This is a genomic window from Mycobacterium kiyosense, assembly GCA_021654635.1.
Taxonomy (GTDB): Bacteria; Actinomycetota; Actinomycetes; order Mycobacteriales; family Mycobacteriaceae; genus Mycobacterium; species Mycobacterium kiyosense.
Genome location: AP025179.1, coordinates 4189214 through 4215547 on the forward strand (window position 1 = coordinate 4189214; position 26334 = coordinate 4215547).

Below are 26334 nucleotides of genomic sequence, written 5' to 3' on the forward strand. Positions count from 1 at the left end.
GCGAAATTACCGTCGCCCTGAGGTGGTGCCCCGATGACGGCAACCCGTTCGTACGACCGGCTTTTCATCGGCGGCCGATGGTGCGAGCCGGCCACGTCGCAGCGCCTCACCGTCATCTCTCCGCACACCGAGGAACCGATCGCCGAGGTACCTGCCGCCGATCAGCGCGACCTCGATGACGCCGTGTCCACGGCCCGGCGCGCCTTCGACGACGGCCCCTGGCCGCGACTCCCCCCGGCTGAGCGGATGCGCAAAGTCTCCGAACTGGCCGCCGTCTACGGGCGCCACATCGACGAGATGGCCGACCTGATCACCGCGCAGATGGGCTCCCCGCGCAGCTTCAGCCGACTCGGCCAAGCCGCCGGGGCCGCCTCGATGATCCACCTCACACTGGCCGCCGCCCGCGACTTCCCGTGGGTGGAACGCCGCCAGGGCGTGCTCGGCGAGGCGCACCTGAACCGGGCACCGGTCGGCGTGGTCGGGGCGATCGTGCCGTGGAACGTGCCGCAGTGCCTGATCATGCCCAAGCTGATTCCGGCGCTGATCGCCGGCTGCACCGTGATCGTCAAGCCGGCTCCCGAAACCCCTTTGGACGCTTTGTGGTTGGCCGAGATGATCGAGCAGCTCGACCTGCCCGAAGGCGTGGTGTCGGTGCTTCCGGGCGGACCGCAGCTCGGTGAGGCGCTGGTGCGACACCCCGGCGTGGACAAGATCGCCTTCACCGGATCCAGCGCCACCGGCCGTCGTATCGCAGCACTGTGTGGCGAACAACTCAAGCGGGTGAGCCTGGAACTGGGTGGCAAGTCGGCGGCGATCGTGCTCGACGACGCCGACATCGTCAAGACGGTCGCGGGATTGAAGTCGGCCAGTCTGATGAACAACGGTCAGGCTTGCGTCGCGCAGACCCGTATTCTGGTCAGCCGCCGCCGGCACGACGAATTCGTCGAGGCGCTGGCCGACATGATGTCGGGGCTTAGCGTCGGCGACCCCGCCGACGAGAAGACCGACATCGGACCCCTTGTCGCACAACGACAACAGGCGCGGGTCCAAGATCTCATCCGATCCGGACAGCAGCAAGGCGCCCGGCTGGTACTCGGCGGCGCCGACAGCCCGGAACCACGCGGCTGGTACGTGCGGCCCACCCTGTTCACCGATGCCAACAACGAGATGCGCATCGCCCGCGAGGAGATTTTCGGCCCGGTGCTGACGGTGCTCCGGTACGACGACGAGGACGACGCGGTACGGATCGCCAACGACAGCGACTACGGCCTGGCCGGCTCGGTGTGGACGGCCGACGTCGCGCACGGCCTGGACATCGCCGGGCGGGTGCGCACCGGTACCTACGGCATCAACATGTACATGCTCGACATCAGCACCCCGTTCGGCGGCTTCAAGCATTCGGGCATCGGGCGCGAGTTCGGCCCCGAGGGCCTGCACGAATACGTCGAACTGCAGTCGGTGGCCTGCAACGGAAAGCTGCCGCCGCTGTGAGATCTCGCTAACGCCACAACGGGTCGCGGCCAAGCTGTGCGAGCAGCTTCGTCTGCACATCCGCGTCGTCGGGCACGCACACCGGGCGTCCGAACATGCCCGATGCGCTCAGATCTTGCCAATCCGCCGCTGTTTGAGCGTAACTAAGCTCACACCAGCCGGGATCCAGCCGATCGTCGGCCCCCACCGCACGTGCGAGGTCCCAGGTGTGGATCAGGACGTCGCGGGTCAATTTGGGAATCACCTCGAACGCTTGCCGAAGTGTCGGCGGCTCGGGTCCCGCGCCATTCGAAAAGGCAAGCGTCAGCGCGTCGTAGGTCAACAACCAACGCGCCTGCGGATCGTCGCGGGGTCGGTCGGGTTTGCGCGATAAGGGCCGCAACACCAGTACGTCGTGGAAGCCGATCACGTGCTCAAGCACTCCGCGGGCAGTCCAGGCGTCGCACGGTGACGGCCGCTCCCACCTGCCGGCCGCCGCGGCCACCGCCGCGCCGAAGCGCCGGCACACCGCCAGATGAAATTCGGCCGCCTCATGCACTGCCGTCAGGCCCGGAATCCGGTAGCTGCAGGGTGATCTGCACCGGACAGCACAGTGCACCGTGCTGGTTGAGGACCCGGATCTCCACGTCGACCAGGTGGCGCGGTGGGTCGGCGGTGGTGTCGATGCGTTTGCCGACCGCACGGCCGCGGCCGACCATGGTGTCGCCGGCATAGATCGAACCCACCAGCCGCATCGAGCGGCGCACCACCCGACTTCGTGGTCCCGCCCAATCGGTCGCAACCCGGTCGGCGAATCCCGCCAGGTGCATGGTGTTCACGAAAATCGTTGGATTACCCTGGCTTTGGGCATAAGCGGGGTCGAAATGGCCCGGGAAATAATCCCAGGTGGCACCCGCGTTCTCGATGACCCGCTGGTAGGTGATCTCGTCGACGATCTCGGGCAGCTCCGTCGGAACGATGATGTCGTGCCAATCCAGATCGGTCACGTCGCCGGCTCTGGGGTGAAGCGGAACAACGTATTGCGCGATCTGGCAACGACAGTGCCGTCCTGGCGGCGGTAAGTCTCCAGGGTTTCGACGAAATGGCCGACGCCAAGCCGGGTTCGCTTCTCCGGCGACACCGACACCAGCTGTTCGACCGCGGTCAGCAGGTCACCCGCCACGATGGGTTCCAGAAACTCGACGTCGTTGGCCGCGTTGATGAACGTGGTGCCCGGCAGCGGAACTCGCAGCGCAAGCGCCGCGGTCGGCCGGGCCGCACCGGACGTCTGGCCGGGCAGCCACGGCGGCGGTATCAGCCACCCCATCAACAACGCGGGTGGCGCCAGCAGGCCGCCCCACTGGTCGCCGGCGAACTCGTCGTCCCAGTAGGAGCGGTTGGCGTCGCGGACCATCGCGGCGAACAGCTGGATGCGCGCGCCGCCGACCGGATGGGCCGCGGTGCGGGCTTCGGTTGTGCTGCCCACCATCTGCAACGCGTCTTCGTAAGTGCCGAAGACCATTTGGTAGCTCAGGCGGCCGGAGGGATTCTGGTCCACGGGATCACATGACGAGCTGGCGACTCGGCACCGCGTCCCATCTGAGTTCGCGGGAAGTGAAATACCAGCCGCCGCGCTCGTAGATGAGTTCGTCGCGGTAGGTGCCGGTGGCCCGCAAAGTGGTGGTGCCGAGCACGGTGGCGAACAGGATTGCCACACAGTGCTGCGTCGCGTTGACACCGTCGACGTGGATTTCATGGTCGACGGTCACCAGCCGCTGCCCCTCGCCGCCGTCGAAGGCCGCGCGCAGATCGCTGAACGACTCGCCGTCTCGACGGTACGTTGCCCCCGAATGGCGGAACGTCGCGATCCACGCGTTCCGGTTGCCATCGGAGTAGGCCCGGTTGTGTCTGGCGGTCAGATCCTGGATCGCTCCGCGGCCGGTCGCGCCCTGCAGCAGTTGCTGTTCCTGGTAGGTCAGTGGCATGTCTGTTCCTTCGCTCTCCCATTCACCGGCGCACGGTGTATCCGTGGCTTTCACGGTCCCACGCCCCCGCCGTCAACCCGCGAGCGCGTAGTAAGTCTTTACGTATCCGTCCGATCGCGTTCTTGGGCAGTTCATCAAGCTCTTCGATGTAACGCGGCACGCAGAAGTAGGGCATCCGGGCGGCGCAGAAGTCCAACAGCTCGGCGTGATCGATTGCCGTTCCGGGCCGTAACACGACCGCCAGCAGGATGTCGTCCTCGCCCAGGTCGCTGGGGACCGCCACCGCGGCGGCTTCGGCGACGGCCGGGTGGCCCAGCACCACCGCCTCCACTTCCACCGACGAGACGTTCTCGCCGCGCCGGCGCAACGAGTCCTTGGCGCGGTCGACGTAGGTGAGGTTGCGGTCGCTGTCGAACCTGCCCAGGTCGCCGGTGCGAAACCAGTCCGGATGCGGCTGCACCCGCAGTTGGCGGGGCTCCCCCGCGACCACGTAGCCTTCGCTCATCACATGCGGGAAGCGGGGCCGGCAGGCGATCTCGCCCACCACCCCGGCGGGCAGCTCGTTGCCCTCGGTATCGACGACACGCACCTCGAAGTTGGGGTTGGGCTGACCCGAGGTGCCCGGAACTCCGTGGTCGGCAACGCCCTTCACCGCAAGCGGAAACGCCTCGGTCAGGCCGTACATGGTGACCACGCGGCAGCCGTAGCGTTGCTCGATCGACCGATAGCAGCCGGCATCGATCGGCGCCGCCGAGATGAACCGCAGCGGCAGCTGCGCATCCCGCGGATCGGCAGGCAGGTTGTACAGCATGGACACCATGGCTCCGGCGCCTACGAAACCTACCGCGCTGGGCACACGCACGTCGTCCCACACCTGGCCGGGATGAAAGGCGCCTGCCAGCACCGTTTTCCCGCCGACCAGCAGCGGAGCCAGCACACTGGGCGCCGCGCTCAGGTGAAACAGCGGCATCGCCGTCCACAACGCCTCCCCCGCGGCGAACTGCCACGCAGCGGCGGCAGTGGCGGCCACCGTGAACAGGTACTGCCAGGACGTGGCAACGGCTTTGGACGGCCCGGTGGTGCCCGAGGTGAAGAACAGTGCCGCGGTGTCGCCCGGGGCGGCGGGACTGTCGGGTACCGTGCCACCGCCGTTCAGCGCCACCGCCAGCGAATCACCTTGCACCACAACGTCGCTCACCAAGTCCAGCCGGCCGGCCACCTCGTCGACACGGGAGCGCCGGTCGGTGTCGGTGAAAACGACCTTGGCCCGCGACAGCGCAAGGTTGTGCAGCAGGAAGTCGCCCTTGTTAGCGGCATTGACCGCGGCGCTGACCGCGCCGATCCGCGCCGTGCCCAACCAGAAGTAGATCCATTCCGGGCACGTGGCGCTGAACAATGCCACGCAATCACCTTGTCGCACACCAAGATCAGTCAATAGTCGGGCCGCCGCGCGGGACCGTTGCCGCAGCTGCGCGAAGGTGATGTCGACACCGGCAACCGTCAGCACCACCCGGTCGGGGAACTGCTCGGCGCGACGATCCAGTACCGCCGGAACGGTGAATTCGTCGACGCCGAAATCGGCGGGCCCCAGCGACACGGTCCGGGTCAGGCCGGCGCCGCCGCCGGGTCCGGCGCACCGTCGGCGGTGTAGCCGAAGTCGGTGGGCGACGGTTCGGCGCCCGGGTAGAAGCGGTGCGCCCAGCGACGCAGGGCCGCATAGTCGCGTGCCTCTTCCGGCGCCAGGTTCGGCTTCTCCAGATACTTCATGTTCTCCCAGGTGAAGAAGTCTTGCTTGATGACTTCCTGTTGCAGCGCAAGGAATTTGGCGGCGCGGCCGGTGGGAACGTCGCCGGTGTCGCCGGGCTCGCGGATGGAGGCCTGGGTGTAGAAGTAGTCGGTGTAGTCCTCGTCGACCGGAGTCTGACCGGTGACCTGGACGGTGTTCACCAGATCGCTGGGGAATCGCACGATGCCCAGGCCCAGCGAATAGTTGTCGTAGATGATTTTCGCGTCGACCGGTCCGTTGGGCGTCAACCAGGTCTTGGCCCGGCCCCCACCGAAGTGCGCGTTCACCGTCGCGTGCAGGTGGTAACCGGATACCTGGAACGAGGCGGTGTTGGCCGGGTTGGCGGCCTTGTGCACATACTGCACGTGATACGGGTCGGCGGCGTTTTCGATGATCATCTGCGCGTGCACTTTGACCCGGTTCACCATCCGGGTGTGGGGGTGCAACGGGTAGTACTCGTCGGTCTCGAGTTCGGGCAGCACCGGCGGCTGCCAGTACGGTGGCCGGCCATGGCGCTCGTGCCAGACGAGGATGAATCCGTACCACTCGGTGACGGGGTAGGCGCGGATGCGGACGTTGTTCTTGCACCCGATCTTGCTGTACGGGATGAGCGCATTGGTGCCGTCACCGCGCCACTGCCAGCCGTGCCAGGGGCACACGATGTGCTCGCCCTCCACCGTGCCGCCGACGCCCATGTTGGCGCCCAGGTGCTGACAGTAGGCGTCGAGCACGTGCACCTTGCCCGACTTGGTGCGGAAGAGCACCAGTTCCTCGCCGAAGTAGTGCACCCGCTTGACCTCGCCGGGGGCCAGCTCGGAGGCGAAGGAGACGATGAACCAGCCGGTGGGGAAGCGGTAGGTCGACAGCGCGATGCCCGAGGGACCGAACTCCCGTTCCGAGGGATCCGAGTCCGACGCCAGGTCGGTGAAAGTGTCCGTCACGAGTTCTCCGTTTCCCACGCGGGCTGCGCGGCTTGGATACGGCATGTTGCCGCCCACGCTGCACCGCGGTTCGACGACTATGTCTATTTTTACTATTTTAAGCATTGAACGTCAACGAGTGCGCCTGCGCCCGGTCCCGCTCCTGTCGATTGGCACCCGCCGAGCGGCGGTCGATGCGGCTTGCCCACGCGCAGTGCATCATTGGCCGATACGCCGGGGCGGATCGGCGGGCCGGCGGCCTGGCGCCTGGACCGGCGCCGAGCGCCGAGCGCCGAGCGCCGCACTGGCGTGACGTTCGGCGCCGAGCGCTGCACCAGCGTGACGTCCGCGAGAAAGCAACAGGCGCAAGGCGCGCGAGCGCCCAGCGATTCAGTCGACGATCTTCAGCGCCGCCCGGGGACATTGATCCACCGCGGCGCGCACGTCGATCTCCCGGTCGGGCGGTACCGGGCCGTCGGCGATCTGCACCACGTCCTCGTCGCCCAACTCGAAAATGTCCGCCGCGATCGACTCACAGAAGCCGTTGGCCTCGCACATGTCGGCATCGACGATCACTCGCATCGGATGCTCCTTCCCTACTCAGAGCCCCACCGGTCGGGTCCCGATCACCCCGTCGGCAGCAAGGCGGGCGAGTTCTCCCTCGGCGAGCCCGCACTGACCGCGCAGGACTTCTTCATTGTGCTCGCCCAACGTCGGCGGCGGGCGCAGCAGCCACTTGTGTTGCCCGGCGAGGCGGGCGAACGGCGGCGTGGGGTAAAGGCCGGATCCGGTCCGCGGGTGGTCCAGCGACTCGAAAAACCCCCGCGCCAGTAGCTGCGGATTATGCGTGACCAGCGACGGCGAGACCACCGGCGCCGCCGGAATCCCCGCCGCCACCAGCCGATCGACCGTGCTATCCCGCGGCTGACCGGCGAACCAGGCCCGTAACCGGTCGTCGAGGTCGTCGGCCCGCTCGCGCCGGCCCGCGCCGGTGGCAAGTCCCTGGTCCGCCCAGCAGGGCCGGCCCAGCACGTCGACCAGGGCCGCCCACTGCCCGTCGTCGCACACACTGACCGCGATCCATTCGTCGTCGCCGGCGCACTGGTAGAGGTTCTGGATCGCCCCGCCGTGTCCGCGGTTGCCCCGCCTGCTCAGGGTTTTGCCGAACACCTCGTACTCGATCGGCTGAATGGCCGTGGTGTTCAACACCGTTTCGATCATCGGCAGCTCGACCTGTTGACCCTGTCCGGTACGTGCGGCGAACTGCAGCGCGGCCAGCACCGCGAATGCGGCATGCACGCCGGCCAGCGGGTCGCAGGCCCCGCGTGGGGTCACCGGCGGCGTTTCCGGCAGGCCGGTAACCCACGCCAACCCGGCGATCTGTTCCATGGTGGGTGCGAACCCGACCCGATCGCGCCACGGCCCGTCCAGCCCGAACGCCGGCATCCGCGCAACGACGAGCTTGGGGTTGATCCGCAGCAGCACCTCGGCGGTGAGCCCGAAGTGGTCCATCACCCGCGGTGAGAAATTCTCGATCACCACGTTTGCCTCGGCGACCAGCGTGCGAAAGTGCTCCCGGCCTTGTTCGGAGCCCAAATCCAGTGTGACCGAACGCTTATTGGTGTTCATCGCGTGGAATACCCAGCCGTATTCCCACCAGTCGTCGATATCGGTGCGCATGCCGCCCGAATAGCGGATGCCGTCGGGACGCTGAATCGACTCCACCTTGATCACGTCGGCGCCGAACGCGGCCAGCAGATGGGTGGCGGCCGGGCCGGCCCAGAACGCGGTCAGGTCGACGATCCGCACCCCCTGCAGCGGCAGCCCGCCGTCCACCGGCGCACTACCGGATTCTCTTCTGGGCCAGGGTGATTCACTGTTGCCCGCGCCGATCCCGGCCGTTTCGGCGGGTGCTGCCGGGGCACACCCCGACATCAGCCACGGCGCGCGCGGCTGGTGGAATCCGGCCCGGTTCTGCACGAACACCCCGCGCTGCGTCATGTAGTCCATGTCGCGGACCGTGGCGCCGTTGCCCAGCGGCGCGATCGGCAACCGGAACAGCTGACCCAGTTCGACGATCTCGGCGACGGTTCGCTCGGCGAACCACGGACCGATCGACTCGTAGATGAAGTCGCGGTACTCCCAGCGGCCGATCTGGAAACGCAGCTGCGGAATCTCTTCGAACGCAGGGCATTCCACCATGGCCGCGAAGTCCAGCCACTGCTGCCCGGTGACCATGGTGATGCCGACGTAGCCGTCCTTGGCGGTGATGATCGAGGGAACTTCCAGAGTGCGCCGGATGGGGGGCACCTGCAGCAACTGGGAGTGCAGCCATTCGCTGCTCTGCATCGCGGTGATCGCCTCGAGCATGGACAGGTCCAGATGCTCACCGGCGCCGCCCCGCACCACGCGGCGGCGCACGGCCAGCGCACCGAACGCGGCGTAAACACCGCCCATGTACTCGCCGAGGTCGCCGCCGATGGAGATGGGTGGTCCGGCGGGATCGCCCCGGAACCCGGTGCAGCCGGACCAGGCCTGCAGGGTGAACTCGGTGGCCGGCCGGTCGGCGAACGGACCGCTCCAACCGAAGTCGGAGATGGTGACGACGACCGTGCGTGGGGACTGCCGCAGCAACAGCTGCGGGTCGACGCCCAGCGCGGCGGCGCCGGTCCGTCCCGCGGTCACGACGACGACGTCGGCGCCGGCGAGTTCGGCGCGGTACTGATCCGAATCCGGCGACACGCTCAGGCTGCTCTTGCCGGCGTTGAGGTAGCAGTAGAGCGGACCGGCCACACCGTCCGGTACCGCCGAGCCGGTGGCCGAGTACTGCCGCAACGGATCTCCCTGCGGCGGTTCGATTTTGCGGACCTGCGCACCCGCATCCACCAACAGCTTCCCGCAATAGCTGCCGGCCAGGCGGTCACTGATCTCGACGACTCGCAGTCCGTCGAGCGGCGTCGGCCGGTGATCGGCCTCGTGACTCACGCGGCTATTTATACCATTACTGCTAAAATAGCTAAGCCAATGGAGTTCGCGGGCCAGCGACCGTGCGCTCTTTCCTGCTGTAGGTTGCGAGGACTCGGATGAGCGCCCCTCTGGGAATCGGACCCGACGCCCGTCGCCGGTTGTCGGCGCCGAGGATCGCCGAAATCGTAGCCGACGAGCTGCGCCGTCAGATCATCGACGGTGAGCTTGCCGACGGCGACCTGTTGCCCCGCCAGGAAGTTCTCGTCGACCAGTTCAAGGTCAGCCTGGTCTCGTTGCGCGAAGCGCTGCGGATTCTGGAGACCGAGGGCCTGGTCTCGGTGCGGCGCGGCAACCGCGGCGGCGCGGTGGTGCACGCTCCGGCCAAGACCAGTGCCGCCTACATGCTGGGTCTGTTGCTGCAGAGCGAGTCCGTCGTGATCAGCGACCTCGGTGCGGCGTTGCAGGAACTCGAACCCGCCTGCGCGGCGCTGGCCGCCCAGCGCCCCGACCGCGCCGACACGCTGGTGCCAGAACTCAAGCGTACCAACGAGGCGATGGCCGAAAACCTGGAAGACGGACGGCAATTCACCGAAATCGGGCGCCAGTTCCACAATCTCATCGTGCGCGGTTGCGGCAACCACACCATCATCGCGGTCGTCGGCAGCCTGGAAACGCTGTGGTCCAGCCACGAGCAGCAGTGGGCCGACGAAAGTGCGGCCAGCGGCACCTACCCGTCGCTGGCCAGGCGGCGTGCGGCGCTCAACACCCACATCAAGCTGACCGAGACGATCGCCGAGGGCGATGTCGACCGGGCACGGCGGATCGCGGGCCGGCACTTGGCCGATACCCAGACCTACGTGCTGTCCGGCCGTGCCGAGCAGCGGATCTACGCGTTGTCTCCGCAGGCATTGTCCCGCCCGCGCGACATCCGGCGACCGTAGCGGCCGCAGGTGGGCACTCCCAGAACCGCGTTGGTCACCGGTGGCAGCGGTGGTATCGGCAAGGCCTGCGCGGCCAAGTTGTGCGAGCTGGGCTACGACGTGCTGGTGATGGCGCGCCGGGAGGGCCCGCTGCGGGCGGTAGCAGAGCAGATCGGCGCACGGGCCGTCGTCGCCGACGCCTCCGATCCGGACGGGTTCGCCGCTGCGATAAGCCCTTTCGAGCGTATCGACCTGGTCGTGCACGCTTCCGGCGCGCTCGGCGGGACCTATGCGCGCAAGCAGACTTTCGCCCAGTGGCGCGCCGTCATCTCGGCCAACCTGGACTCGTGTTTCGTGGTCACCTCGGCGGTGCTGCCCCGGATGCGGCCCGGCTCGCGGCTGATCTTCATCTCGTCTTCGGCCGCCCACGAACCGATGATGGCGCGCACCGCATACTCCGCGTCCAAGGCCGGCATGAACGCCTTCGCCCGGGCGCTGGCCATGGAGGTCGACCGCGACGGCATCGCCGTGCACCTCATCACCCCCGGGCCGGTGGAAACCGAGATGCTGCAGGATGTTCCGTTCGAGATGTACGCGATCCAGGTTTCCGACATCGCCAACACGGTCGCCTGGCTGGACACCGTCGACCCGTCGGTCGACCTGCCCGAGATCCGGCTCAGCGCGGTGCAGCGGGGACCCTACGCCCGGCCGCCGGTGGTACCCACCGAGGCGCGCCGGCGCGCGACGGCGGTCAAGCAGCAGGACGCGGAAAGTTCTTGATCACCGTTTCGCCGAACTCGCTCACCGACTGCGGGGCGGCGAAATCGGCGAACCAGACGTAGCTACGTGCCACCCGCTGGGCCGCCAGGCCGGCGAAATGCCCGATCAGCTCGTCGGCGTCGCCGCAGACCAGACCCGAACCGAGATGACCGAACCGCCGGGTGCTGACCTCGTGCACCGCGGCGGGGTCGGCGCCGGCCCGCACGAACCCCACCATCTGTTGCACCGAGATCCGGGCCGAGCCGGCGGACCCGACCAGCCGGGGTAGCCGCTCGAGGTGGTTGGCCTGCAGATTCCACCAATCCGCATGTTCGGCAACAAGTTTCATCATGCGCGGGCCGCTGCCACCCAGAACCAGCGGTATCGGGTAGGTGGGCTTGGGTTGCTGCCCACCGGTCCAGTATTGCTTGATCAGCTCGAGGTGGCCCCCGAGCTGCTTGACACGGGCCAGCGGATCCTGCTGACCGACATCGAATCTGGTGAACTCGGCGGGCCAGGATCCCGAGCCCAGGCCGAGTTCGAAGCGGCCCTCGCTGGCCTCCGACAGGGTGACGGCCTGCTTGGCGAGCACGGCCGGGTGCCGGAACGCGTCGCACAGCACCAGGTGTCCGACGCGCAGTCGTTGCGTCCGGGCTGCGACCCAGGATGCGATGCTCATTGCCTCCCAGATGTTTTCGTCGGGTTGTCCCGGCGCCTCGAGGTGGTCGATGAACGCGATGCCGTCGAATCCGGCGGCCTCGGCGTGCAGTGCCCGATCCACGATGTCGGACACCGCCAGCCGCACCTGCGGTACGAACAGATACCACTCCACCGTCAACCCCTCACTTCGTTTGCGCGCGGCCCGCTAGTTTACTATTTTTATTATGTTAGGGGTCTTATGAATGTTGGTCTGACGTCGGAGCAGCTGGCGCTGCGCGACACCGTGCGCGGCATCCTGCGCACCGAGTGTCCACCCGAGGTCGCGCGGCAGGCCCTCGACGATCCCGAACGCTGGCGCACCCTGTGGAAGACGGTCGTCGACCTGGGCTGGACCGAGTTGGCGGCCAACGACGCCGACGGCGAGTTCGGCCCCGTCGAACTGGCCCTGGTGCTCGAGGAATGCGGCGCGGTGCTGGCACCCGTCCCGCTGCTGAGCAGCATCGGCCTGGCCGCCGGCGCACTGCGCGCCACCGTCGGCGCGGGCTGCGCAGAGGTGCTAGACCAGATCGCCTCCGGTGCGGTGGCGACGCTGGCCGTGCACTCCCCCGGTGCTCGGCTGCCGGGCACCCCGATGACGCTGCGCGACGGCCGGCTGCGCGGCCGGGCGGTCGCGGTCCCACATGCCAGCCGCGCCGACTTGATCGTCGCCCTGGCCCGCTCCAATGACGGACCGGTGGCCGCCGTGCTGCGCGCCGGCGACGGCGTCGCTGTCTCGCCCAGCGAATCCACCGACCCCGCGCACCCATTCGACGACGTCGACGTCAATGCCGCTCCGGTGGCCGTCGCTCCCATCGCCACGCTGGACGCGGCCGTTGCGGCTCCGCTGGTGGCCGCGGCCGCGGACCTGCTCGGGGTGGCGGGCGCGGCCCTGCAGCGATCCGTCGAACACGCCAAGACACGTCGGCAGTTCGGCACCCCGATCGGCGCCTTCCAGGGCGTCAAACATGCCCTGGCGGACAACTACGTCGGCCTGGAACGCGCCCGCAGCCTCACCTATGCCGCGGCCCACCAACTCGACGCGCCATCATCAACGGCCTGGACGGCGGCGGCCATGGCCAAAGCGGCGGCCGCGGATGCGGCCACCGACTGCGCGCGCACCGCGGTCCAGGTGTTCGGCGCACTCGGCCAGACCTGGGAACACGACGCGCACCTCTACGTGCGGCACGCCTGGCAGGGCGGGGCGCTGCTGGGCGACAGCCGCGCGCTCTACAACGAAGTGGGCCGGCGCTTCGCGGGGGGCCGGGCATGACGGTCGTCGACGAGTACATCGGGTGGCTCACCGAGTTCCTGCCGCGCGACTATCACCAGCGCTACCGGGAATACCGCTGGGACATCGCGATGCGGCGCGAGCACCAGCGGGCCGCCTTCGAAGCCGGCTGGCTGCAACCCACCTGGCCGCGCCAGCACGGCGGCCGCTCGCTGGGGTTACGGGACGCGATGGAAATCCGCATCGCGGGTGCCCTTCGGTCGGCGCCCAAACTGCCCAACGTCCAGGGTCCCGGCGTCGCCGCACCCGGCCTCCGCCAGTTCGGCACGCCCGAGCAGATCGACCGTCTGCTGGTTCCCCTGTTGCGCGGCGACGAGTGGTGGGCGCTGGGGATGTCCGAGCCGGAAGCCGGGTCGGATTTCGCCGGGTTGCGCACCCGCGCCGAACGCGACGGTGACATCTTCCGGGTCAACGGCCACAAAATCTGGACCACGCAGGCGCATCTGTCGCAGTGGTGCACGTTGTATGCGCGCACCGACCCCGATGCCCCCAAGCACCGCGGCATCTCCTGCCTGATCCTGGATCTGCAGTCCCCCGGAGTGCGGATCGAACCCATCCGGATGGCGTCGATCTCCGACGAGACGTTCTGCGAGGTCTTCCTCGACGACGTCGAGGTGCCGGCGGCCAATCTGCTGGGGCCGTTGCACGGCGGATGGACCGTCGCCCTGTCCTCGCTGCACCATGAACGCCAGATGATCTGGATCATGAACTGGGTCGAAATCATGCGGGGCCTGGATTCGGTCACCGACGACCCGGACGTCTACACCGAACTGGGCACGCTGCTCACCGACGCCGAGGCCCTGCGCACCACCGGCTACCGCGCCCTGGACAACGAACTCGCCGGCCGGCCCACCCCGGAGGCCGACACCATGAAGCTGCTCGGATCGCTCACCTTGCAACGGGTCTGGGAACTGAGCGCGGCGGCCGCCGGGCCCTCCTCGTGCACCGACCCCGACCTGCTGTTCGAACGCCAGGACGCATTGGCCGCGACCATCTACGGCGGAACCTCCGAGGTTCAGCGCAACATCATCGCCGAGCGGGTGCTCGGGCTGCCGAAGGGATGACCACCATGGACTACGATCTCGGCGACGACGCCGGCGAACTGCGAAACCGGTTGCGGCAGTTGATCGCCGAACACATCCCGGCCGACTTCCTGGGAGCCTGCACCGACGACCCCGACGACCTGGCCACCACCGAGTCGTTCTGCAAACTGCTGGCCGCGGAGGGACTGTTGGCGCTGGCCTGGCCGAAAGAGCATGGCGGCGGCGGTGGTTCGATCTGGCAGCAGACCGTGCTGCGCGAGGAGATGTGGGCCAACTACGAACCGCGCGGTCCGCAGTACATGGGCATCAACTGGGTCGGACCGGCCATCATGCGATACGGCACCGCCGAACAGAAGGCCAAGCATCTGTCCGGCATCGCCGCCGGCGAGGTGATCTGGTGCCAGGGATTCTCCGAACCGGAGGCCGGCACCGACCTGGCGTCGTTGCGCACCCGCGCGGTCCGGGACGGGGAAGGCTGGCGTATCGACGGCCAGAAGGTGTGGACCTCCTACGCGCGGATGGCATCCTGGTGCGTGCTGGCCGCCTGCACCCATCCCGACGCGCCGAAGTCCAAGCGGCTCAGCCTGTTTCTGATCCCGATGGACCGTCCGGGCTTCACCGTGCGCGGCATCCCGTCGATGCTGGGGCCGCACCACCTCAACGAGGTGTTCCTCGACGGCGTGCCGGCATCCGACGACGACATCCTGGGCGAGCCCGGCGACGGCTGGCGGGTGATGCGCGAGGCGTTGGCCTTCGAGCGCGTCGGCATCGCGCGCTATGCCCGCTGCGAAGCGTTGCTGCACCGCATGCAGGACGCCCTCGGCGACGACTGGGACCGGCTGCCCGAATCGCTGCGCAGTCGCTGGGTGCGGGCGCTGGTCGACCTGCGGGTGGCCCGGCTGATGGCCTACCGGGCCGTGTCGCTGCAGGACGATCCGCAGGCCGGCGCGGCGGCCAGCGCGGCCCGCATCGCGACCACCACCTGTGACCAGCTGGTCGCCGAGCTGCTCTTCGACGTGCTGGGCCCCACCGCACTGGACAGCGGCTCCACCGCAGCGCTGCACGGCGCCGTCGACGACCACTGGCGCTACGCGCAGGCCGCCACCGTCGCCTCGGGCACCATCGAGGTCCAGCGCATGATGGTGGCCCGCGACGTACTGGGAGAACACCGATGAATACCGAACTGCCACAAGACATCACCGACTTCGCGGCCGTCGCCGCCAAGCGCCTGGCCCGGCTCGGCGGGCCGCAGGCGGCGATCCGCGCCGAGACCGACGACACCGTGCGGCAGTCGGCGCGCGACGCCCTGACCGAGCTCGGCGCGTTCGAACTCGACGTCCGCTCCGGTTCGGACGATCTGCTGGCCGCGGCGGCGCTGTGCCGAGCCGCGGGTGCCGCGGCCCTGCCTTATCCGCTCGTCGAGGAACTGCTGGCGATCGACGGCGCCCGGCTGGCGTTGGTGAACCCCGCCGCCCCCCGCATCGACCACGGCGATCTGCCCGGCGGCTGGATCGCCGCCGACCTGGACGGCATCCGCTACCCGGTACAGCCCGGCGTGCGCCCCGGCGCCAAGCTGGGGCCTTTCCTGACGCCGGCCACTCTGGGCGCCCCCGACGGAGCCGTTGCAGCGGCCGACGTTAATCTTCATCTCGTGCTGGGATCATGGCGGATTCTGGGTGCGGTGCAGCGGGCGCTGGACATCGCCACCGAGCATGTACAGGCGCGGGTGCAGTTCGGCAGGCCGCTGGCCGACTTCCAGGCCGTCAGATTCTCCGTCGCCGACGCGTCGGTCGCGGTGCGCGGCCTCCACGAACTGGCCAAATACACCCTTTGCCGTCCGGAATCGGTTGCGCTGCAAGTTCTTTCGGCTGACGCCCTGGTGTTACGGCTGAAAGCGGCCGAGACTGCGCGGCAGGTGTTGCGCACCGCCCACCAGCTGCTGGGCGCACTCGGGTTCTGCGACGAGTCCGACGTCAGCGTGCTGGACCGGCACACCCAGCCGCTGATCCGGCTGCCCCTGGGTCCCGAAGCGCTGAGCCTGCGGCTGATCCCCGACGTGCGCAAGGGACATCTGGAGACGCTGTTCAGCGGGCGCGTATCGGCATGAGCACCCAACCCGTCAGCGCGGGTACCGCCCCCAACCCGTTCGCCAACGGAATCCCGTTCGGCGACAAGCTGCGCGAGCTCGCCGGGGAGCGGGGCGACGACACCGCGGTGACCATTGTCGCGCTGGACGGTACCGCCGAGTCGCTGACCTTCGGCGAACTCGAGGCCCGCGCCAACCAATGGGGACGCGCCCTGGCCGGACACGGTGCGCAGACGGGTTCGCTTGTTGCCCTTGCCATCCCGAACTCGATCCACCTGGTGCTGGCCGCGCTCGGGTGCTGGAAGATCGGGGCGGTACCGATACCGATGCACTGGGACCTGCCGGAGTGGGAACGGGGCCGGGTGCGCGCGGTCATCGACCCCGTGGTGGTGGTCGACGAGACCACCCGCTGGGAGCTGGACGAACTGGCCGCCGCCTCGTCCCGAAGTCCTTTGCCCACAGCGGTTTCCCCGACCGCCAACGGTATCTGCAGCAGCGGGTCCACCGGCGTGCCGAAGGTGATCCTGAACCTGGCGCCCTCGCTGTGGATACCCGAACAGGGCGAACCCTTCCTGTCGAACTGGACGCCGGTGGCCAAGCCGCAGCGGATCATGGTGCCCGCGCCGATGTATCACACCAACGGTTTCGCCACCTTCCTGATGCTGCTCAGCGGCGACCACCTGGTGATCCTGGAGAAATTCGACGCCCACCTGTTCGTCGACACCATCGAGCGCTACCGGATCACCAATTTCACGGCCACGCCGACGATGCTGGCGCGGGTGGCCGCGCTGCCCGACATCCGGCAGCGCGACCTGTCCAGCATCGTGTTCATCCTGCAGGGAGCCGCGGTGATGCCGCCGTCGCTGCTGCGCACTTGGTTCGAACTACTCAGCCCCGAACAGATCGTGACCGCCTACGGCATGACCGAGAACCTCGGGCTGACCGCGCTGCGCGGCGACGAGTGGCTGACCCATCCGGGCAGCGTCGGCCGCGGCTTCCGAGACACCGAGATCCGCATCCTGGACGCCGACAAGAACCCGTTGGGCCCGGGCGAAGAAGGCGACATCTATCTGCGCGCGCCGATGAGCGCCGGCTACCGCTATCTGGGCGGGGCGCCGCCGCTGCCGTCCACCGAGGACGGGTTCCGCTCGGCCGGCGACATCGGCCGTCTCGACGAGGACGGCTTCCTCTACATCACCGACCGGCGCGCCGACATGATCGTCAGCGGCGGCGCCAATGTGTTTCCCGCCGAGGTGGAGTCCGCGCTGTCCGGACACCCTGACATCGCCGACGTCGTCGTCATCGGCCTGTCCGACCCGCAATGGGGCCGCCGGGTGCACGCCGTGGTTCAGGTGTCGGCGCACGCCGCGCAACCGCCGACCGAACAACAGCTGATCGACTACGCCAAGAGCCGCCTGGCCCACTACAAAGCGCCCAAAACGGTCGAGTTCGTCGACCACATCCCGCGCACGGCGGCGACCAAGGTCAACCGGTCGGCGATGATCGCCGCGCGAGAGGGCTCGAACACCGGCTCGAAAACCAGCTAGGTCCAGCGGCGCTGAGCGATGTAGTGCGGAAAGAACGTCTCCCACATCACCAGGCAGGCCAGGAACCACGCCGCCGGCGTATCGATGTTGATCGAACCGTAGGACGAGACGATGGGGCGGCCGCGCCCGGCGTGCGCGCGGGCATCCAGATACACCCACGTCGCCGTGGCGAAGACGATCGCCAACAGTTCGACAACTGCAACTACCACCGCTTCTCTCACGGCACCCCCTGCTCCTTAAGGCGATCTGAAACGTATATCAGAGAACACCCGAGCCGATGACCGATCACGGGAATCGGCGTCGGGCATGCTCAGTGGCGCGACGCCGCGCGCTTGGTGTCGGCGAACCCGTCGGCGATGGACGCAGCCAACTCCAGGAACGCCTGGCGGGTGCGGTTGGCCATCAGGTCCAACACGATCTCCGAACCCTGGGCCAGGTGGTCGTCGAACGGAATGACGTGTACCGACCGGATCCGGGTCAGGAACTGCGCGGCCAGCTTGTCCAGGTCCACCGAGGCCTTGCCGGGGCGGGCGGCGCTGATCACCACCGTCGCGTTGGGCACCAGGTGACCCCGCCCGTGATGCTCGAGCCAGTCCAGCGTCGCGAACGCGCTGCGCGCCGCGTCGATGGCCGGGGAGGCGACCAGCACGATCGCGTCGGCCTCGTCGAGGATGGCCGACATCGCCGAATGCACCAGCCCGGTGCCGCAGTCGGTGAGGATCAGGTTGTAGAACCGCTGCAGCAGCCGGATCACCACCCGATAGTCGGCATCGGAGAACGCCTCGGAGGTCGCCGGATCGCGTTCGGAGGCCAGGATTTCCAGCCGGCTGGTGCTCTGCGACGTGTGCCTGCGGATGTCGGAGTAACGAAAGATGTTGTCGTCCAACAACAAGTCCCGCACCGTGGACCGACTTTGATCGGGGCCGCGCTGGGCCAGGGTGCCGAAGTCGGGATTGGCGTCGACGGCGATCACCCGGTCACCGCGGATCGCCGCGAAGGTGGATCCCAGCCCCACCGTGGTGGTGGTCTTGCCGACACCACCCTTCATCGACAGCACGGCGATGCTGTAGTCACCGCGCACCGGTTGGCTCACCCTGGCCACCAACTTCTGCCGGGTGTTCTCCAGCTCGGACTCGCCGGGGTTGAGGCCGGTGAGCCGGTGCACGGCCCGGCGCCATCCGCGCTGCGGCAGCGGCCGGGCCCGCACCAGCCCGAGATCGGTGTGCGACGGAATGCGCGGATCCTGATAGCCGGGCGGAGGCTGGGGCGCGCTCGGGGCCGCCCGGGTGAACGGCGTCGCCACCGGCGCAGCGGGCGGGTTGAAGCGGGGGTCCGGTTGCGGCGGCGCCGGGGCGGGCGGCCCGGATGCCTGCCGAGGTGCGACGACCGGCGGCGCCGCGGCCGGCGGCGGCGCGGGCCGGGTGGGCCGCGGAGCGGAGCGCACCGGCGGCTTATCGGGGCGGGCGGCTGGCGCGGCGGGGCCGCAGGGCGCGCCTGGGAGTGGGCCCGGGGGTGAGGGGTAACTGGAAGACGGCCGTGCCCTCGGACATCGGACCCAGCCGCTCACGGGCTGGTCGCGGCGGCTCTGCGGGCGCCGGCGGCTCGGTGCCGCAGGCGCCGGAAGTGGGGGCAGCGCCATGACGCGGGTGCCCTCCGTGGTGGGGGCGGGGCGCGCCGGCTGCGGCTCGGGTTCCGGCTGGGGTGGCGCGTCGGCTCCAACCGCCGCGTCCGGCTCGGGTTCGGCCGCGGGTACCGGCGGCAGGTTGATGACCTGGGTGCCGGCGGTCATCGGACCCGCAGGGCCCGCGTCGGCGGCGGGCGCCGGCTCTTCGGCAACAGGTGCTGCCTCGTGGGCTGCCGGTTCGGCCGCCTCCTCGGCAAGCTTGGCCTGAATCAGGGCAACGGGTATCGGATTGGTGTCCGCGCCGCTGCTGCCCTTGAACCCGGGGGTGTCTGGATTGCCCACTAGAACGTTCTCGAAGTCAGCCGGTTGGACATGCCGAGCACGTTTTCCAGGGCGGTCCGCATGTCGGAGAGTTCGATGCGCATCAACTCGGTTTCGTCGAGATCCTCCACGCTGACGTCCTGGCGCTCACTGAGCCGGAACTCCCGTTCCTCCTCGGCCGTCTCGATCACGTTGCGCACGAAACGTCCGTTGCCGACCAAGTCGATGTCGCGGCGCAACTGGCCGGTGTCGTCGACCGACTGGTTCTCGTAGAGGCGCTTGCACGCCGCGACCAGTTCCTCGTAGGCGCCGTCGGTGAGTTCGGAGTCGCGGGTCTTGGCGATCAACCGGCCGATGTCGCCCAATTCCGTGGGGTTGTAGGAGGCGAACCGGATCCGCTTGGTGAATCGCGACGCCATGCCCTCGTTGGACGCCAGGAAGCGGTCGATCTCCGCGTCGTACCCGGCGATGATCACCACCAGCCGGTCGCGGTCGTTTTCCATCCGCGCCAGCAGGGTGTCGACCGCTTCGCGGCCGAACGCGTCACCACCGGCCAGACCGGTCTGGATCAGCGTGTAGGCCTCGTCGATGAACAGCACCCCGTCCATCGCGGTGTCGATCAGCGCCGACGTCTTGATCGCGGTGCTGCCCAAGTGCTCCCCGACGAAATCGGCACGCTTGGCTTCGACCACGGCCGGCGTCTTGAGCAGGCCCAGCCCGCAGTAGACCTGTGCGACCACCCGGGCGATGGTCGTCTTGCCGGTTCCGGGCGGACCGGTGAAGGCCAGGTGCAGGCTGCGCGCGGCGGCGCTGAGCCCCTTGCCCTCGCGCACCTTGGCCAGCTGAGCCGCCGAGCGCAGCTTGGCCACCTGCAGCTTGACGTCGGCCAGGCCGATCTGGCGGTCCAGCTCCAGCTGCGCGGCGCGCAGGTACTCGTTGCCGCGCTCGTTCATGGCCTCGGCGTCGACCTCGCGGGCGCTGCGCGCGGTTGTCGGATCCCACTTGTCGGTGCGCGAGTCGATGTCGTTTTTGGTGCTGATGATCAGCCGGAATTTCGGGTCGTGCAGCGCCGCCGCGTTGGCTTCGAACCCAGGCTCTTCGCTGTAGATCCGCTCGAAGATGGTCCGGGCCTCGGGCTCCTTGCCCATCTCGCGCAAGGTCAGGCCCTTGCAGAATTCGGCGGCCCGGCTCGCGGCCGGGATCGGGCCGTCGATCGCCAGGTCGAGCCGGCGAATACCTTCCCCGAACAAGCCCATCTGAGCGCACGCCGAGCCCACCATCAGGTTGGCCCCCGCGGCAATGTACTCGTCGGTGAACGATGTCGAATTGGCAAGTGCGGTAAGCACATCCGGCCAGCGCTGGGTAGTGAAGTGCAGCACCGCGCGGATGTAGGCACAGATCTCGGCATTCTCGGCGTCGCAGTCGGGCATCGACCGGCGCATGGTGTCCAGTTCGTCGAGCACCCGCTCGGCCTCGTCAAAGTCCTTGCCGGCGATCATGCTGGCCGCGTACGCCAGCCACACCTCGGTGAGCGTGCTCAGCGTGTAGTCCAGGTACAACCCCGTCTGAAAGCGGCCGCACAGCGCCCGTCGCGGCAGCCCGAGCCGCCGCTGCTCGCGGTTCAGGTTCTCCTTGCTGGTACGCCACAGGTTGTAGAGCACTTCGCTGCTGGTGTCACCGGCTGCGGCCCGTCCCAGCCAGGCGTCACACATCTGCGGGTCGTGCTCGGTGGCGCGTTTGAACGCCAACGCCGCGTACTGAACGTCGCGATCGGTCTCCAGCCCATCGATGGGGATGCCCAGTGACAACACCCCGGCGTCGAAGACCCGCTGAGCGTCCCTGGTGCCAGGCATCTACTCGGTGTCCTCACTACTAGTGACTGCAAGCGTCCGCGATCGCAGCTTGCCGGGCGGGGCAAGCACAAAGCGTTCTTTAATCCGGACATATAGCGGTAGAAAAGTATTGTACCGATCTGAAGAGTGTCATTGTCGCGCTAAAAATCCGGGCCGTAATCCGGCCGGACCGGCGCGGAGAGCGAGGCGGGAAGTGGTAGAGGTGCCACCGGAAAAACGGCAGCGACGCCAGCCACCGGTCCGGTCCCGTACCGGCACCATCGCCGTCGTCACCACCGAGCGCGGGCTGCCGACGGCGCTAAAAATCGACCGCAGCGAGCTGGCCCGGCCACCGCAGGACCTGGCGGCCGAGATCCTGGCGTTGTGCAAGTACTCGGCACTGCGCGCCCAGGTGGCCTTCCGCCGGGAACTGCTGGGCAAGGGATTCACGCCGTCGTCGATCCGTGAGATCGGCCTGCCCACCGAGGAGGATCTGGCCCGGGCGGAGGCCGAATTGTTCGCCGATGACGACGACGATCCGCCGGCCACCTGGATGAGGTCGGTATGACCAGCCTGGCGCAGTCGGTGATCGCGCGAGCCAAGAAGCAGCGTGATCTGCTGCAGTCGATGACCGAGCAGACCAAGACCATCAGCGCCCGGGTGACCAGCCGCAACCGGGCGGTGAGCGCGGAGGTCGACGGCCTCGGCCAACTGACCGGCTTGTGGCTGGGCCCGCCGGCCAGCCGGCTGGAACCCGACGTGCTGGCAGACCTCATCGTCGAGACCGCTCAGGCCGCGGCAAAGGTGGCCGCCGAGCGGTACAGCTTTCTTCTCAAAGAGTTCATGACCCGCATGGACGAGCTGCAGAAGTCACCGCTGGCCAGGTCCGACGGCACCATCGTGGAACCTCGGTAACCCGCAATTTCAACTTATTGCACATGCGCAAATAACGATCACGGTCTTATTACACACGTGTGAATCGCGCACCCGACACAAACCTGCTAAAAATTGGTGCAAATTAATGCTGCCGGGGGCGCTTATGGTTAGCAAAGCAGCACAAACCGCCGACTCAGCGAAAATCCTGGGGGAAAGAGGCCGACGATGACATTTTCAATGCAGCCTGAGTTCATGGAAGGACTCATCGACGCGCAGGACGGCGCTTCGGCCACCATCAGCAGTGCGTTCGGCGCGGTCACGCCCGCGGTCCTCGCTTCTTTCTCCGTGGCCCTGGGTCCGATCGCGGTGGCCAACATGATCCCGGCGATGTACGAGTCGACGGGGAACAACGTCATGAGCGGAATGATGACGGCCGCAAATCACGCGGCACTGGGCGCGGCAACGCACATCTCGCAAGGGGCATACGTCGCGACCGACACCCCCGCAAACGTCACCGAAGTCTAGGAACACTGCGATGGGGGACGTCGACACCGGCGCGCCGGCAGGCCCCCCCGGGCAGGGCGGCCCGGGGCCCGACTTCGACCATCTGCCGGTGGTCAACCAGATCGAGAACGATCTGCAAGCCTGGCTGAACCGGCCGGTGCAGGACATTTTAAGCCAGTTCAACCTCGGACAACTGCCCACCGGCGGTCCCGAGCTGCCCGGACTGCCCGGCGACGCCATTCCCGCCGACCTGACCGGAGCCACCGGCGGCATGGGCAACAACTTCGCCGGCGGGCTGCTCAAACCCGTCACCGACATGCTCGGCACCCTCGGTTCCGGCGTCTTCCAGGGCCTGAACCCCACGCAGATGTTCGGCGGAATCACCCAAGCCTTCCAGCAAGCGGCCGGCGGCGTACAGCAGGCCCTCGGCCAGATGATGGGCGGCATGGGCGGCCAGGGCTGGTCGGGCGCCGGCGCCGGCGCCGCCGCCGCGAAAACCGGAGAGACGCTGGCCAATGGCGCCGCCGTGGCAGCCCAGGGCACGGCGCTGGGCGGCCAGTACAGCGCGGCCGGGGCCAATGTCGCGCAGGGTCAGGCACGGCTCCTGGAGATCCTCATGCAGTGCCAGCACGAGCTGGAGGGCCTTTCGGCCGGGCTGCCGTGGACCGCACCGGAGATGGTCGAGTCGGCTTCGCGGGCCAGTGCGTTGGCAACTGAGTGCATCACCGAACTGGAGAGCACGCTGACCTCCCAGGCGGCAGCCACCACCGCGACCGGCGCACCGGTGGCCATCGCCCAAGGTCCCGAGATGGCCATGCAGATGATGGGTCCGCTGCTGTCGGTGGGCATGAGCATGATCGGACCCGCGATCCAGATGGGCACCATGCCCCTGTCGATGGGCATGCAAGTCGGCACACAGGTACTACAAGCAGGCATGCAGGCCGGTACCGGGCTGATGTCCAGCCTGGGCCAGGCCGGGCCGGCAACCGGCGCGGCCGCGGCCAACGCGCTGAGCCACCCCGCCCGGATGGTGAGCGCCACTCACCCCACGGGCGCCGGCGGGCACGGAGGCGGCGGCGCCGGTGCCACCACCCCGGCCCGAGCGACCGCGTCGTCCCCGATGGTGCAGAACGAGAACGGCGCCGCAGCCGCGGCGCGATCCGCCTCCGTGCGGCCCACCGTGATCGCCGCCGGCGCCGCCGGCATGGGGATGGGTGGTGGCGGCGGAATGATGGGCGCCGGCGCGGCCGGCGCACACGGCGGCAAGGCCGGCAGCGGTAGCCACACTGCGGCGTCCTTCCTGCACACGACCGATCAGGGCGGCGAGATCGTGGGCGACCTGGGCACGGCCAGCCCCGCAGTGCTCGGCGATGCCGCAGCCAACCTCGACGACGACCCCGACATCAAACTCCGGCTCTAGCAGAAAGCAACGACATGACTGACCACAATCACCTGTCCGCCCGGCCCGACGAGGTCACCGAGGTCACCCGGCAGCTCGACGAACTCGCCAGCCGGATGCAACACGTCATCCAGACCGAGACGCCAAACCTCACCACCGTCGCCTCGGGCACCGACGAGGTGTCGCAGCGGGTCGCCCACACCCTCAACGAGGTGCTCGGGTCGTTCCGGAAAGCCTCCGACCAGGGAACCAACGAGATGCAGGAAGTCGCTGCGACGCTGCGCGCGCACTCCGGGCGTATCACCGAAGCCGACCTCGCGGACTGACACGTCCGACCAACCGGCACATCCAACTTGATCCGTCGCCCTGAGGCGACGTCGGCACAGCCTGAGAAAGGGGGGCCAAGGCATGGGATTCACCAACGTGGTGTGGGAATCGCGGGACACCGAGCAACTCGCGCGCGACCTGACCGAAGGCCCCGGCCCCTCCTCGGTGGGAGAAGCGGGTGCAGCGTGGATCCGGGTGGCCAACGAGTTCGCCAAGATCTCCGCGGATTACGACCGGATCCTGGAGCGCTACCAGGCGTCGTACGACAGCAGCAACTCCGAAACCGTCGTCCGCAAGCTCGAGACCTTCGGAAAGTGGCTGCAAGCGGCCAGCCTCAGCGCCGCGGCGAACGGGCGGCGAGCCGAAGAGGCGGCGGTGGCCAACACGGTCGCGATCCTGTCGATGCCCAGCGTCTCGGAAGCCGTCGAGGCCAAGGCGGCCCAGGACATGATGGCGTCGTTGTCGGCTTATAACGGGGCCGTCCTGCAGGGCAGCTTCGCCGAGTTCGACGAAGCCGCGTCGTCGCAGCAGGCGGACGCCGCGGCGGTGATGCACCGATACGAAGACGCCTGTGCAGAGCTGGCCCAGCCGTGGGAGCAGCCGGTTCCCCCGCAGGTCACCACCGGTGCGGCGATGAAGGCTGAGAAAGAGGGCAAAGGCAAGGGCGGTGGCCATGGCGGCGGCGGAGGCGGCGGGGGCGGCGGTGCCGCCCGGCAATTGTCGCCGATGCTGGCCAGCCCCATCAGCCCCAGCAAGGAGCCGCAGGAGCTGAAGAAGACGCCGTTCAGCAACGCCGGGTCCAATGGCAGCGGCGGCGGGCTGGGCCGCGGCGCGGGATACGGCCCGATGGGGGCGATGGGCCGCAGCAACGACAGTCGGGAGCACGACTCCATCCGGCCGGCGGCCGCGCTGGAGGGCGGTGGCGAACCGGGCGCGGCCCTCTCCGATGGGGGCCAGTCCTGGCTGCCGGCCGCACAGCAGAACGATGCGCCGTTCGAGGTGTCCAACGTCAGTTGGGGCCCCAACACCGCGATATTCGACGATCTGGCGATGCCGGAGCCGGAGCCCGTCGAAGGTTTCGCCGAGGAGCCCGAGCGAACCCTGCAGCAGGTCTCCGATCGGTGGGTATCGCCGCCGGTGATCGGCGCTGAACACGAGGTGTCACTGTGACGACCGCCCTGAACGCCGCATTCACCCTGACCCAGGACGAGCTGCAGGTCCTCGCGGCGCGGGTCAACATCCAGGGCTTCCCCGCGGTACTGGGTGTGCGGACCCGGCACGCCACCATCGATGCCCTGCTGGCCGCACAGGATGCCGCGACACGGCGGCTGGCAGCGCGGGGACTGATCAGCGACGGCGCCGTCGAACCCGATCTGATCCCGCTGCTGCAGGCGCTGCAGCGCCCCCACCGCGAGCTGGCGATGCGGCTGGTGACACCCGACGGGATGAGCCGGGTGGCGATCGTCCGTCGCGGCGATCTGCAGCTGGCCGCGCGCCGCGTCGGCGACCAGTTCACGCTGCGGGTGCTCGACGGTTGCGCCGAGCTGCCCGAAGTCACCCGCGCGCTGGTCGGCGAACTTCCGCGCGCGCAAGCGGCCCAGTTCACCCCGCTGCCGGCGCCACTGGATGCGGTCGGCCGTTACCTGGCGGGCACTCACGACGCCGCGCAGCTGGCGGACCGGGTACGCGCGCTGGGCGCTGATCAGCGCACCGCGCTGACCCTGGGCGCGGCGCTGGCGACCCGGGCCGCGTTCGCCGAAATCGTCTATTACGCACTGTGTTCCGATCAGGACCGCATCGCGCGCCAACCCGCGGCGGTCGGGGTGTTCTACACGCGGCAGGGCCGAATCGTCGGCTCCCCCACCGTCTCCCCGAGCGGGCAGTTGTGGACCACGCTCAAACCAGGTTCGGAACACGCGCTGGCGCAGGCCATCGGCCAGCTCGTCGAGTTGTCCGCGGAACGATGGGAGAGGCATTAGGG

27 protein-coding genes are annotated in these 26334 nt (G+C 68.5%); 15 read left to right on the forward strand and 12 right to left on the reverse strand.

The genetic code is table 11. The features are described 5' to 3' along the window. The first annotated feature begins 33 nt into the window (after nucleotides 1-33). Nucleotides 34-1491, forward strand: coding sequence for an aldehyde dehydrogenase (locus tag L6444_RS19680; RefSeq protein WP_236976693.1), 1458 nt, complete (start codon nucleotides 34-36; stop codon nucleotides 1489-1491). Nucleotides 1492-1498: 7 nt separating this feature from the next. Here the strand turns inward: L6444_RS19680 and L6444_RS19685 are convergent, their stop codons facing one another. The 8 genes from L6444_RS19685 to L6444_RS19720 all read right to left on the reverse strand — a co-directional run bounded on the left by L6444_RS19685 (nucleotide 1499) and on the right by L6444_RS19720 (nucleotide 9158). Further along, complete coding sequence (locus L6444_RS19685) at nucleotides 1499-2029, reverse strand: maleylpyruvate isomerase family mycothiol-dependent enzyme (RefSeq protein ID WP_236976694.1); 531 nt, start codon at nucleotides 2027-2029, stop codon at nucleotides 1499-1501. Further along, a complete protein-coding gene (locus L6444_RS19690; protein ID WP_236976695.1) occupies nucleotides 2022-2477 on the reverse strand; it encodes a MaoC/PaaZ C-terminal domain-containing protein in 456 nt (151 codons plus the stop codon). The genes L6444_RS19685 and L6444_RS19690 overlap by 8 nt, the downstream gene beginning before the upstream one ends. Then, a complete protein-coding gene (locus tag L6444_RS19695) occupies nucleotides 2474-3028 on the reverse strand; it encodes a MaoC family dehydratase (RefSeq protein WP_236976696.1) in 555 nt (184 codons plus the stop codon). The genes L6444_RS19690 and L6444_RS19695 overlap by 4 nt, the downstream gene beginning before the upstream one ends. A 4-nt stretch (nucleotides 3029-3032) precedes the next feature. After that, complete coding sequence (locus L6444_RS19700; protein WP_236976697.1) at nucleotides 3033-3455, reverse strand: nuclear transport factor 2 family protein; 423 nt, start codon at nucleotides 3453-3455, stop codon at nucleotides 3033-3035. Nucleotides 3456-3477: 22 nt separating this feature from the next. Continuing rightward, nucleotides 3478-5052, reverse strand: a complete 1575-nt coding sequence (locus tag L6444_RS19705) for an AMP-binding protein (protein WP_236976698.1) — start codon at nucleotides 5050-5052, stop codon at nucleotides 3478-3480. An 8-nt stretch (nucleotides 5053-5060) separates the two neighbouring features. Further along, entirely contained in the window at nucleotides 5061-6227 is a 1167-nt protein-coding gene (locus L6444_RS19710) for an aromatic ring-hydroxylating oxygenase subunit alpha (RefSeq protein ID WP_370652916.1), read from the reverse strand. Between the two features lie 324 nt (nucleotides 6228-6551). Beyond that, nucleotides 6552-6743: a ferredoxin gene (locus L6444_RS19715; protein WP_236976700.1), complete on the reverse strand. Its 192-nt coding sequence runs from the start codon at nucleotides 6741-6743 to the stop codon at nucleotides 6552-6554. A gap of 18 nt (nucleotides 6744-6761) precedes the next feature. Continuing rightward, complete coding sequence (locus L6444_RS19720) at nucleotides 6762-9158, reverse strand: CaiB/BaiF CoA-transferase family protein (RefSeq protein WP_236984278.1); 2397 nt, start codon at nucleotides 9156-9158, stop codon at nucleotides 6762-6764. 86 nt (nucleotides 9159-9244) lie between these two features. On the opposite strand from L6444_RS19720, the gene L6444_RS19725 reads away from it, so the two are divergent. Both L6444_RS19725 and L6444_RS19730 read left to right on the forward strand, forming a co-directional pair. After that, a complete protein-coding gene (locus tag L6444_RS19725; protein ID WP_236976701.1) occupies nucleotides 9245-10069 on the forward strand; it encodes a FadR/GntR family transcriptional regulator in 825 nt (274 codons plus the stop codon). A gap of 9 nt (nucleotides 10070-10078) precedes the next feature. Next, the gene (locus L6444_RS19730; RefSeq protein WP_236976702.1) at nucleotides 10079-10828 is read left to right on the forward strand and encodes an SDR family oxidoreductase; all 750 of its coding nucleotides are present in this window, start codon (nucleotides 10079-10081) and stop codon (nucleotides 10826-10828) included. Here L6444_RS19730 and L6444_RS19735 read toward each other — a convergent pair. Beyond that, entirely contained in the window at nucleotides 10800-11639 is an 840-nt protein-coding gene (locus tag L6444_RS19735) for an LLM class flavin-dependent oxidoreductase (protein WP_236976704.1), read from the reverse strand. The genes L6444_RS19730 and L6444_RS19735 overlap by 29 nt on opposite strands. Before the next feature lie 66 nt (nucleotides 11640-11705). Between L6444_RS19735 and L6444_RS19740 the strand changes: the two genes are divergently transcribed. From L6444_RS19740 to L6444_RS19760, 5 genes are read left to right on the forward strand one after another with little or no spacing between them, the layout of a single operon-like run. Further along, nucleotides 11706-12776, forward strand: a complete 1071-nt coding sequence (locus tag L6444_RS19740; protein ID WP_236976706.1) for an acyl-CoA dehydrogenase family protein — start codon at nucleotides 11706-11708, stop codon at nucleotides 12774-12776. Continuing rightward, the gene (locus L6444_RS19745; RefSeq protein WP_236976707.1) at nucleotides 12773-13858 is read left to right on the forward strand and encodes an acyl-CoA dehydrogenase family protein; all 1086 of its coding nucleotides are present in this window, start codon (nucleotides 12773-12775) and stop codon (nucleotides 13856-13858) included. Before L6444_RS19740 ends, L6444_RS19745 begins: the two co-directional genes overlap by 4 nt. Then, nucleotides 13855-15012, forward strand: a complete 1158-nt coding sequence (locus L6444_RS19750) for an acyl-CoA dehydrogenase family protein (RefSeq protein WP_236976708.1) — start codon at nucleotides 13855-13857, stop codon at nucleotides 15010-15012. Before L6444_RS19745 ends, L6444_RS19750 begins: the two co-directional genes overlap by 4 nt. Beyond that, entirely contained in the window at nucleotides 15009-15944 is a 936-nt protein-coding gene (locus tag L6444_RS19755; RefSeq protein WP_236976709.1) for an acyl-CoA dehydrogenase family protein, read from the forward strand. Before L6444_RS19750 ends, L6444_RS19755 begins: the two co-directional genes overlap by 4 nt. Then, entirely contained in the window at nucleotides 15941-17470 is a 1530-nt protein-coding gene (locus tag L6444_RS19760) for a class I adenylate-forming enzyme family protein (protein ID WP_236976710.1), read from the forward strand. The genes L6444_RS19755 and L6444_RS19760 overlap by 4 nt, the downstream gene beginning before the upstream one ends. On the opposite strand, the gene L6444_RS19765 is transcribed toward L6444_RS19760, so the two are convergent. The 3 genes from L6444_RS19765 to eccA all read right to left on the reverse strand — a co-directional run bounded on the left by L6444_RS19765 (nucleotide 17467) and on the right by eccA (nucleotide 21268). Then, nucleotides 17467-17691 carry a hypothetical protein gene (locus L6444_RS19765; protein WP_236976711.1) on the reverse strand — a complete coding sequence of 75 codons (225 nt, stop codon included), beginning with the start codon at nucleotides 17689-17691 and terminating at the stop codon, nucleotides 17467-17469. The two genes, L6444_RS19760 and L6444_RS19765, sit on opposite strands and share 4 nt — an antisense overlap. Before the next feature lie 89 nt (nucleotides 17692-17780). Next, a complete protein-coding gene (locus L6444_RS19770) occupies nucleotides 17781-19436 on the reverse strand; it encodes a MinD/ParA family ATP-binding protein (protein WP_236976712.1) in 1656 nt (551 codons plus the stop codon). Beyond that, nucleotides 19436-21268: a type VII secretion AAA-ATPase EccA gene (eccA, locus tag L6444_RS19775; RefSeq protein WP_236976713.1), complete on the reverse strand. Its 1833-nt coding sequence runs from the start codon at nucleotides 21266-21268 to the stop codon at nucleotides 19436-19438. The genes L6444_RS19770 and eccA overlap by 1 nt, the downstream gene beginning before the upstream one ends. Before the next feature lie 202 nt (nucleotides 21269-21470). On the opposite strand from eccA, the gene L6444_RS19780 reads away from it, so the two are divergent. The 7 genes from L6444_RS19780 (at nucleotide 21471) to L6444_RS19810 (ending at nucleotide 26332) form a co-directional block, all read left to right on the forward strand. Further along, nucleotides 21471-21815, forward strand: a complete 345-nt coding sequence (locus L6444_RS19780; protein ID WP_236976715.1) for a hypothetical protein — start codon at nucleotides 21471-21473, stop codon at nucleotides 21813-21815. Beyond that, nucleotides 21812-22162, forward strand: coding sequence for a YbaB/EbfC family nucleoid-associated protein (locus tag L6444_RS19785; protein ID WP_236976716.1), 351 nt, complete (start codon nucleotides 21812-21814; stop codon nucleotides 22160-22162). The genes L6444_RS19780 and L6444_RS19785 overlap by 4 nt, the downstream gene beginning before the upstream one ends. Before the next feature lie 186 nt (nucleotides 22163-22348). Continuing rightward, nucleotides 22349-22648: a hypothetical protein gene (locus L6444_RS19790; RefSeq protein WP_236976717.1), complete on the forward strand. Its 300-nt coding sequence runs from the start codon at nucleotides 22349-22351 to the stop codon at nucleotides 22646-22648. 10 nt (nucleotides 22649-22658) lie between these two features. Continuing rightward, nucleotides 22659-24047, forward strand: a complete 1389-nt coding sequence (locus L6444_RS19795; protein WP_236976718.1) for a hypothetical protein — start codon at nucleotides 22659-22661, stop codon at nucleotides 24045-24047. Between the two features lie 14 nt (nucleotides 24048-24061). After that, nucleotides 24062-24352, forward strand: a complete 291-nt coding sequence (locus L6444_RS19800) for a PE domain-containing protein (protein ID WP_236976719.1) — start codon at nucleotides 24062-24064, stop codon at nucleotides 24350-24352. 82 nt (nucleotides 24353-24434) lie between these two features. After that, a complete protein-coding gene (locus tag L6444_RS19805; RefSeq protein ID WP_236976720.1) occupies nucleotides 24435-25523 on the forward strand; it encodes a PPE domain-containing protein in 1089 nt (362 codons plus the stop codon). Then, nucleotides 25520-26332 (forward strand): ESX secretion-associated protein EspG, encoded by an 813-nt coding sequence (locus L6444_RS19810; RefSeq protein ID WP_236976721.1) that lies wholly within the window; start codon nucleotides 25520-25522, stop codon nucleotides 26330-26332. Before L6444_RS19805 ends, L6444_RS19810 begins: the two co-directional genes overlap by 4 nt. Nucleotides 26333-26334: the final 2 nt, after the last annotated feature.

What these genes read in the sequence shown, in the direction of transcription:
- L6444_RS19795 (WP_236976718.1), top strand. Translation starts at nt 22,659, where the DNA reads ATGGGGGACGTCGACACCGGCGCGCCGGCAGGCCCCCCCGGGCAGGGC.
- L6444_RS19755 (WP_236976709.1), top strand. Translation starts at nt 15,009, where the DNA reads ATGAATACCGAACTGCCACAAGACATCACCGACTTCGCGGCCGTCGCC.
- eccA (WP_236976713.1), bottom strand. Translation starts at nt 21,268, where the DNA reads ATGCCTGGCACCAGGGACGCTCAGCGGGTCTTCGACGCCGGGGTGTTG.
- L6444_RS19805 (WP_236976720.1), top strand. Translation starts at nt 24,435, where the DNA reads ATGGGATTCACCAACGTGGTGTGGGAATCGCGGGACACCGAGCAACTC.
- L6444_RS19750 (WP_236976708.1), top strand. Translation starts at nt 13,855, where the DNA reads ATGACCACCATGGACTACGATCTCGGCGACGACGCCGGCGAACTGCGA.
- L6444_RS19785 (WP_236976716.1), top strand. Translation starts at nt 21,812, where the DNA reads ATGACCAGCCTGGCGCAGTCGGTGATCGCGCGAGCCAAGAAGCAGCGT.
- L6444_RS19725 (WP_236976701.1), top strand. Translation starts at nt 9,245, where the DNA reads ATGAGCGCCCCTCTGGGAATCGGACCCGACGCCCGTCGCCGGTTGTCG.
- L6444_RS19745 (WP_236976707.1), top strand. Translation starts at nt 12,773, where the DNA reads ATGACGGTCGTCGACGAGTACATCGGGTGGCTCACCGAGTTCCTGCCG.
- L6444_RS19680 (WP_236976693.1), top strand. Translation starts at nt 34, where the DNA reads ATGACGGCAACCCGTTCGTACGACCGGCTTTTCATCGGCGGCCGATGG.
- L6444_RS19700 (WP_236976697.1), bottom strand. Translation starts at nt 3,455, where the DNA reads ATGCCACTGACCTACCAGGAACAGCAACTGCTGCAGGGCGCGACCGGC.
- L6444_RS19740 (WP_236976706.1), top strand. Translation starts at nt 11,706, where the DNA reads ATGAATGTTGGTCTGACGTCGGAGCAGCTGGCGCTGCGCGACACCGTG.
- L6444_RS19800 (WP_236976719.1), top strand. Translation starts at nt 24,062, where the DNA reads ATGACTGACCACAATCACCTGTCCGCCCGGCCCGACGAGGTCACCGAG.
- L6444_RS19710 (WP_370652916.1), bottom strand. Translation starts at nt 6,227, where the DNA reads ATGCCGTATCCAAGCCGCGCAGCCCGCGTGGGAAACGGAGAACTCGTG.
- L6444_RS19790 (WP_236976717.1), top strand. Translation starts at nt 22,349, where the DNA reads ATGACATTTTCAATGCAGCCTGAGTTCATGGAAGGACTCATCGACGCG.
- L6444_RS19760 (WP_236976710.1), top strand. Translation starts at nt 15,941, where the DNA reads ATGAGCACCCAACCCGTCAGCGCGGGTACCGCCCCCAACCCGTTCGCC.
- L6444_RS19715 (WP_236976700.1), bottom strand. Translation starts at nt 6,743, where the DNA reads ATGCGAGTGATCGTCGATGCCGACATGTGCGAGGCCAACGGCTTCTGT.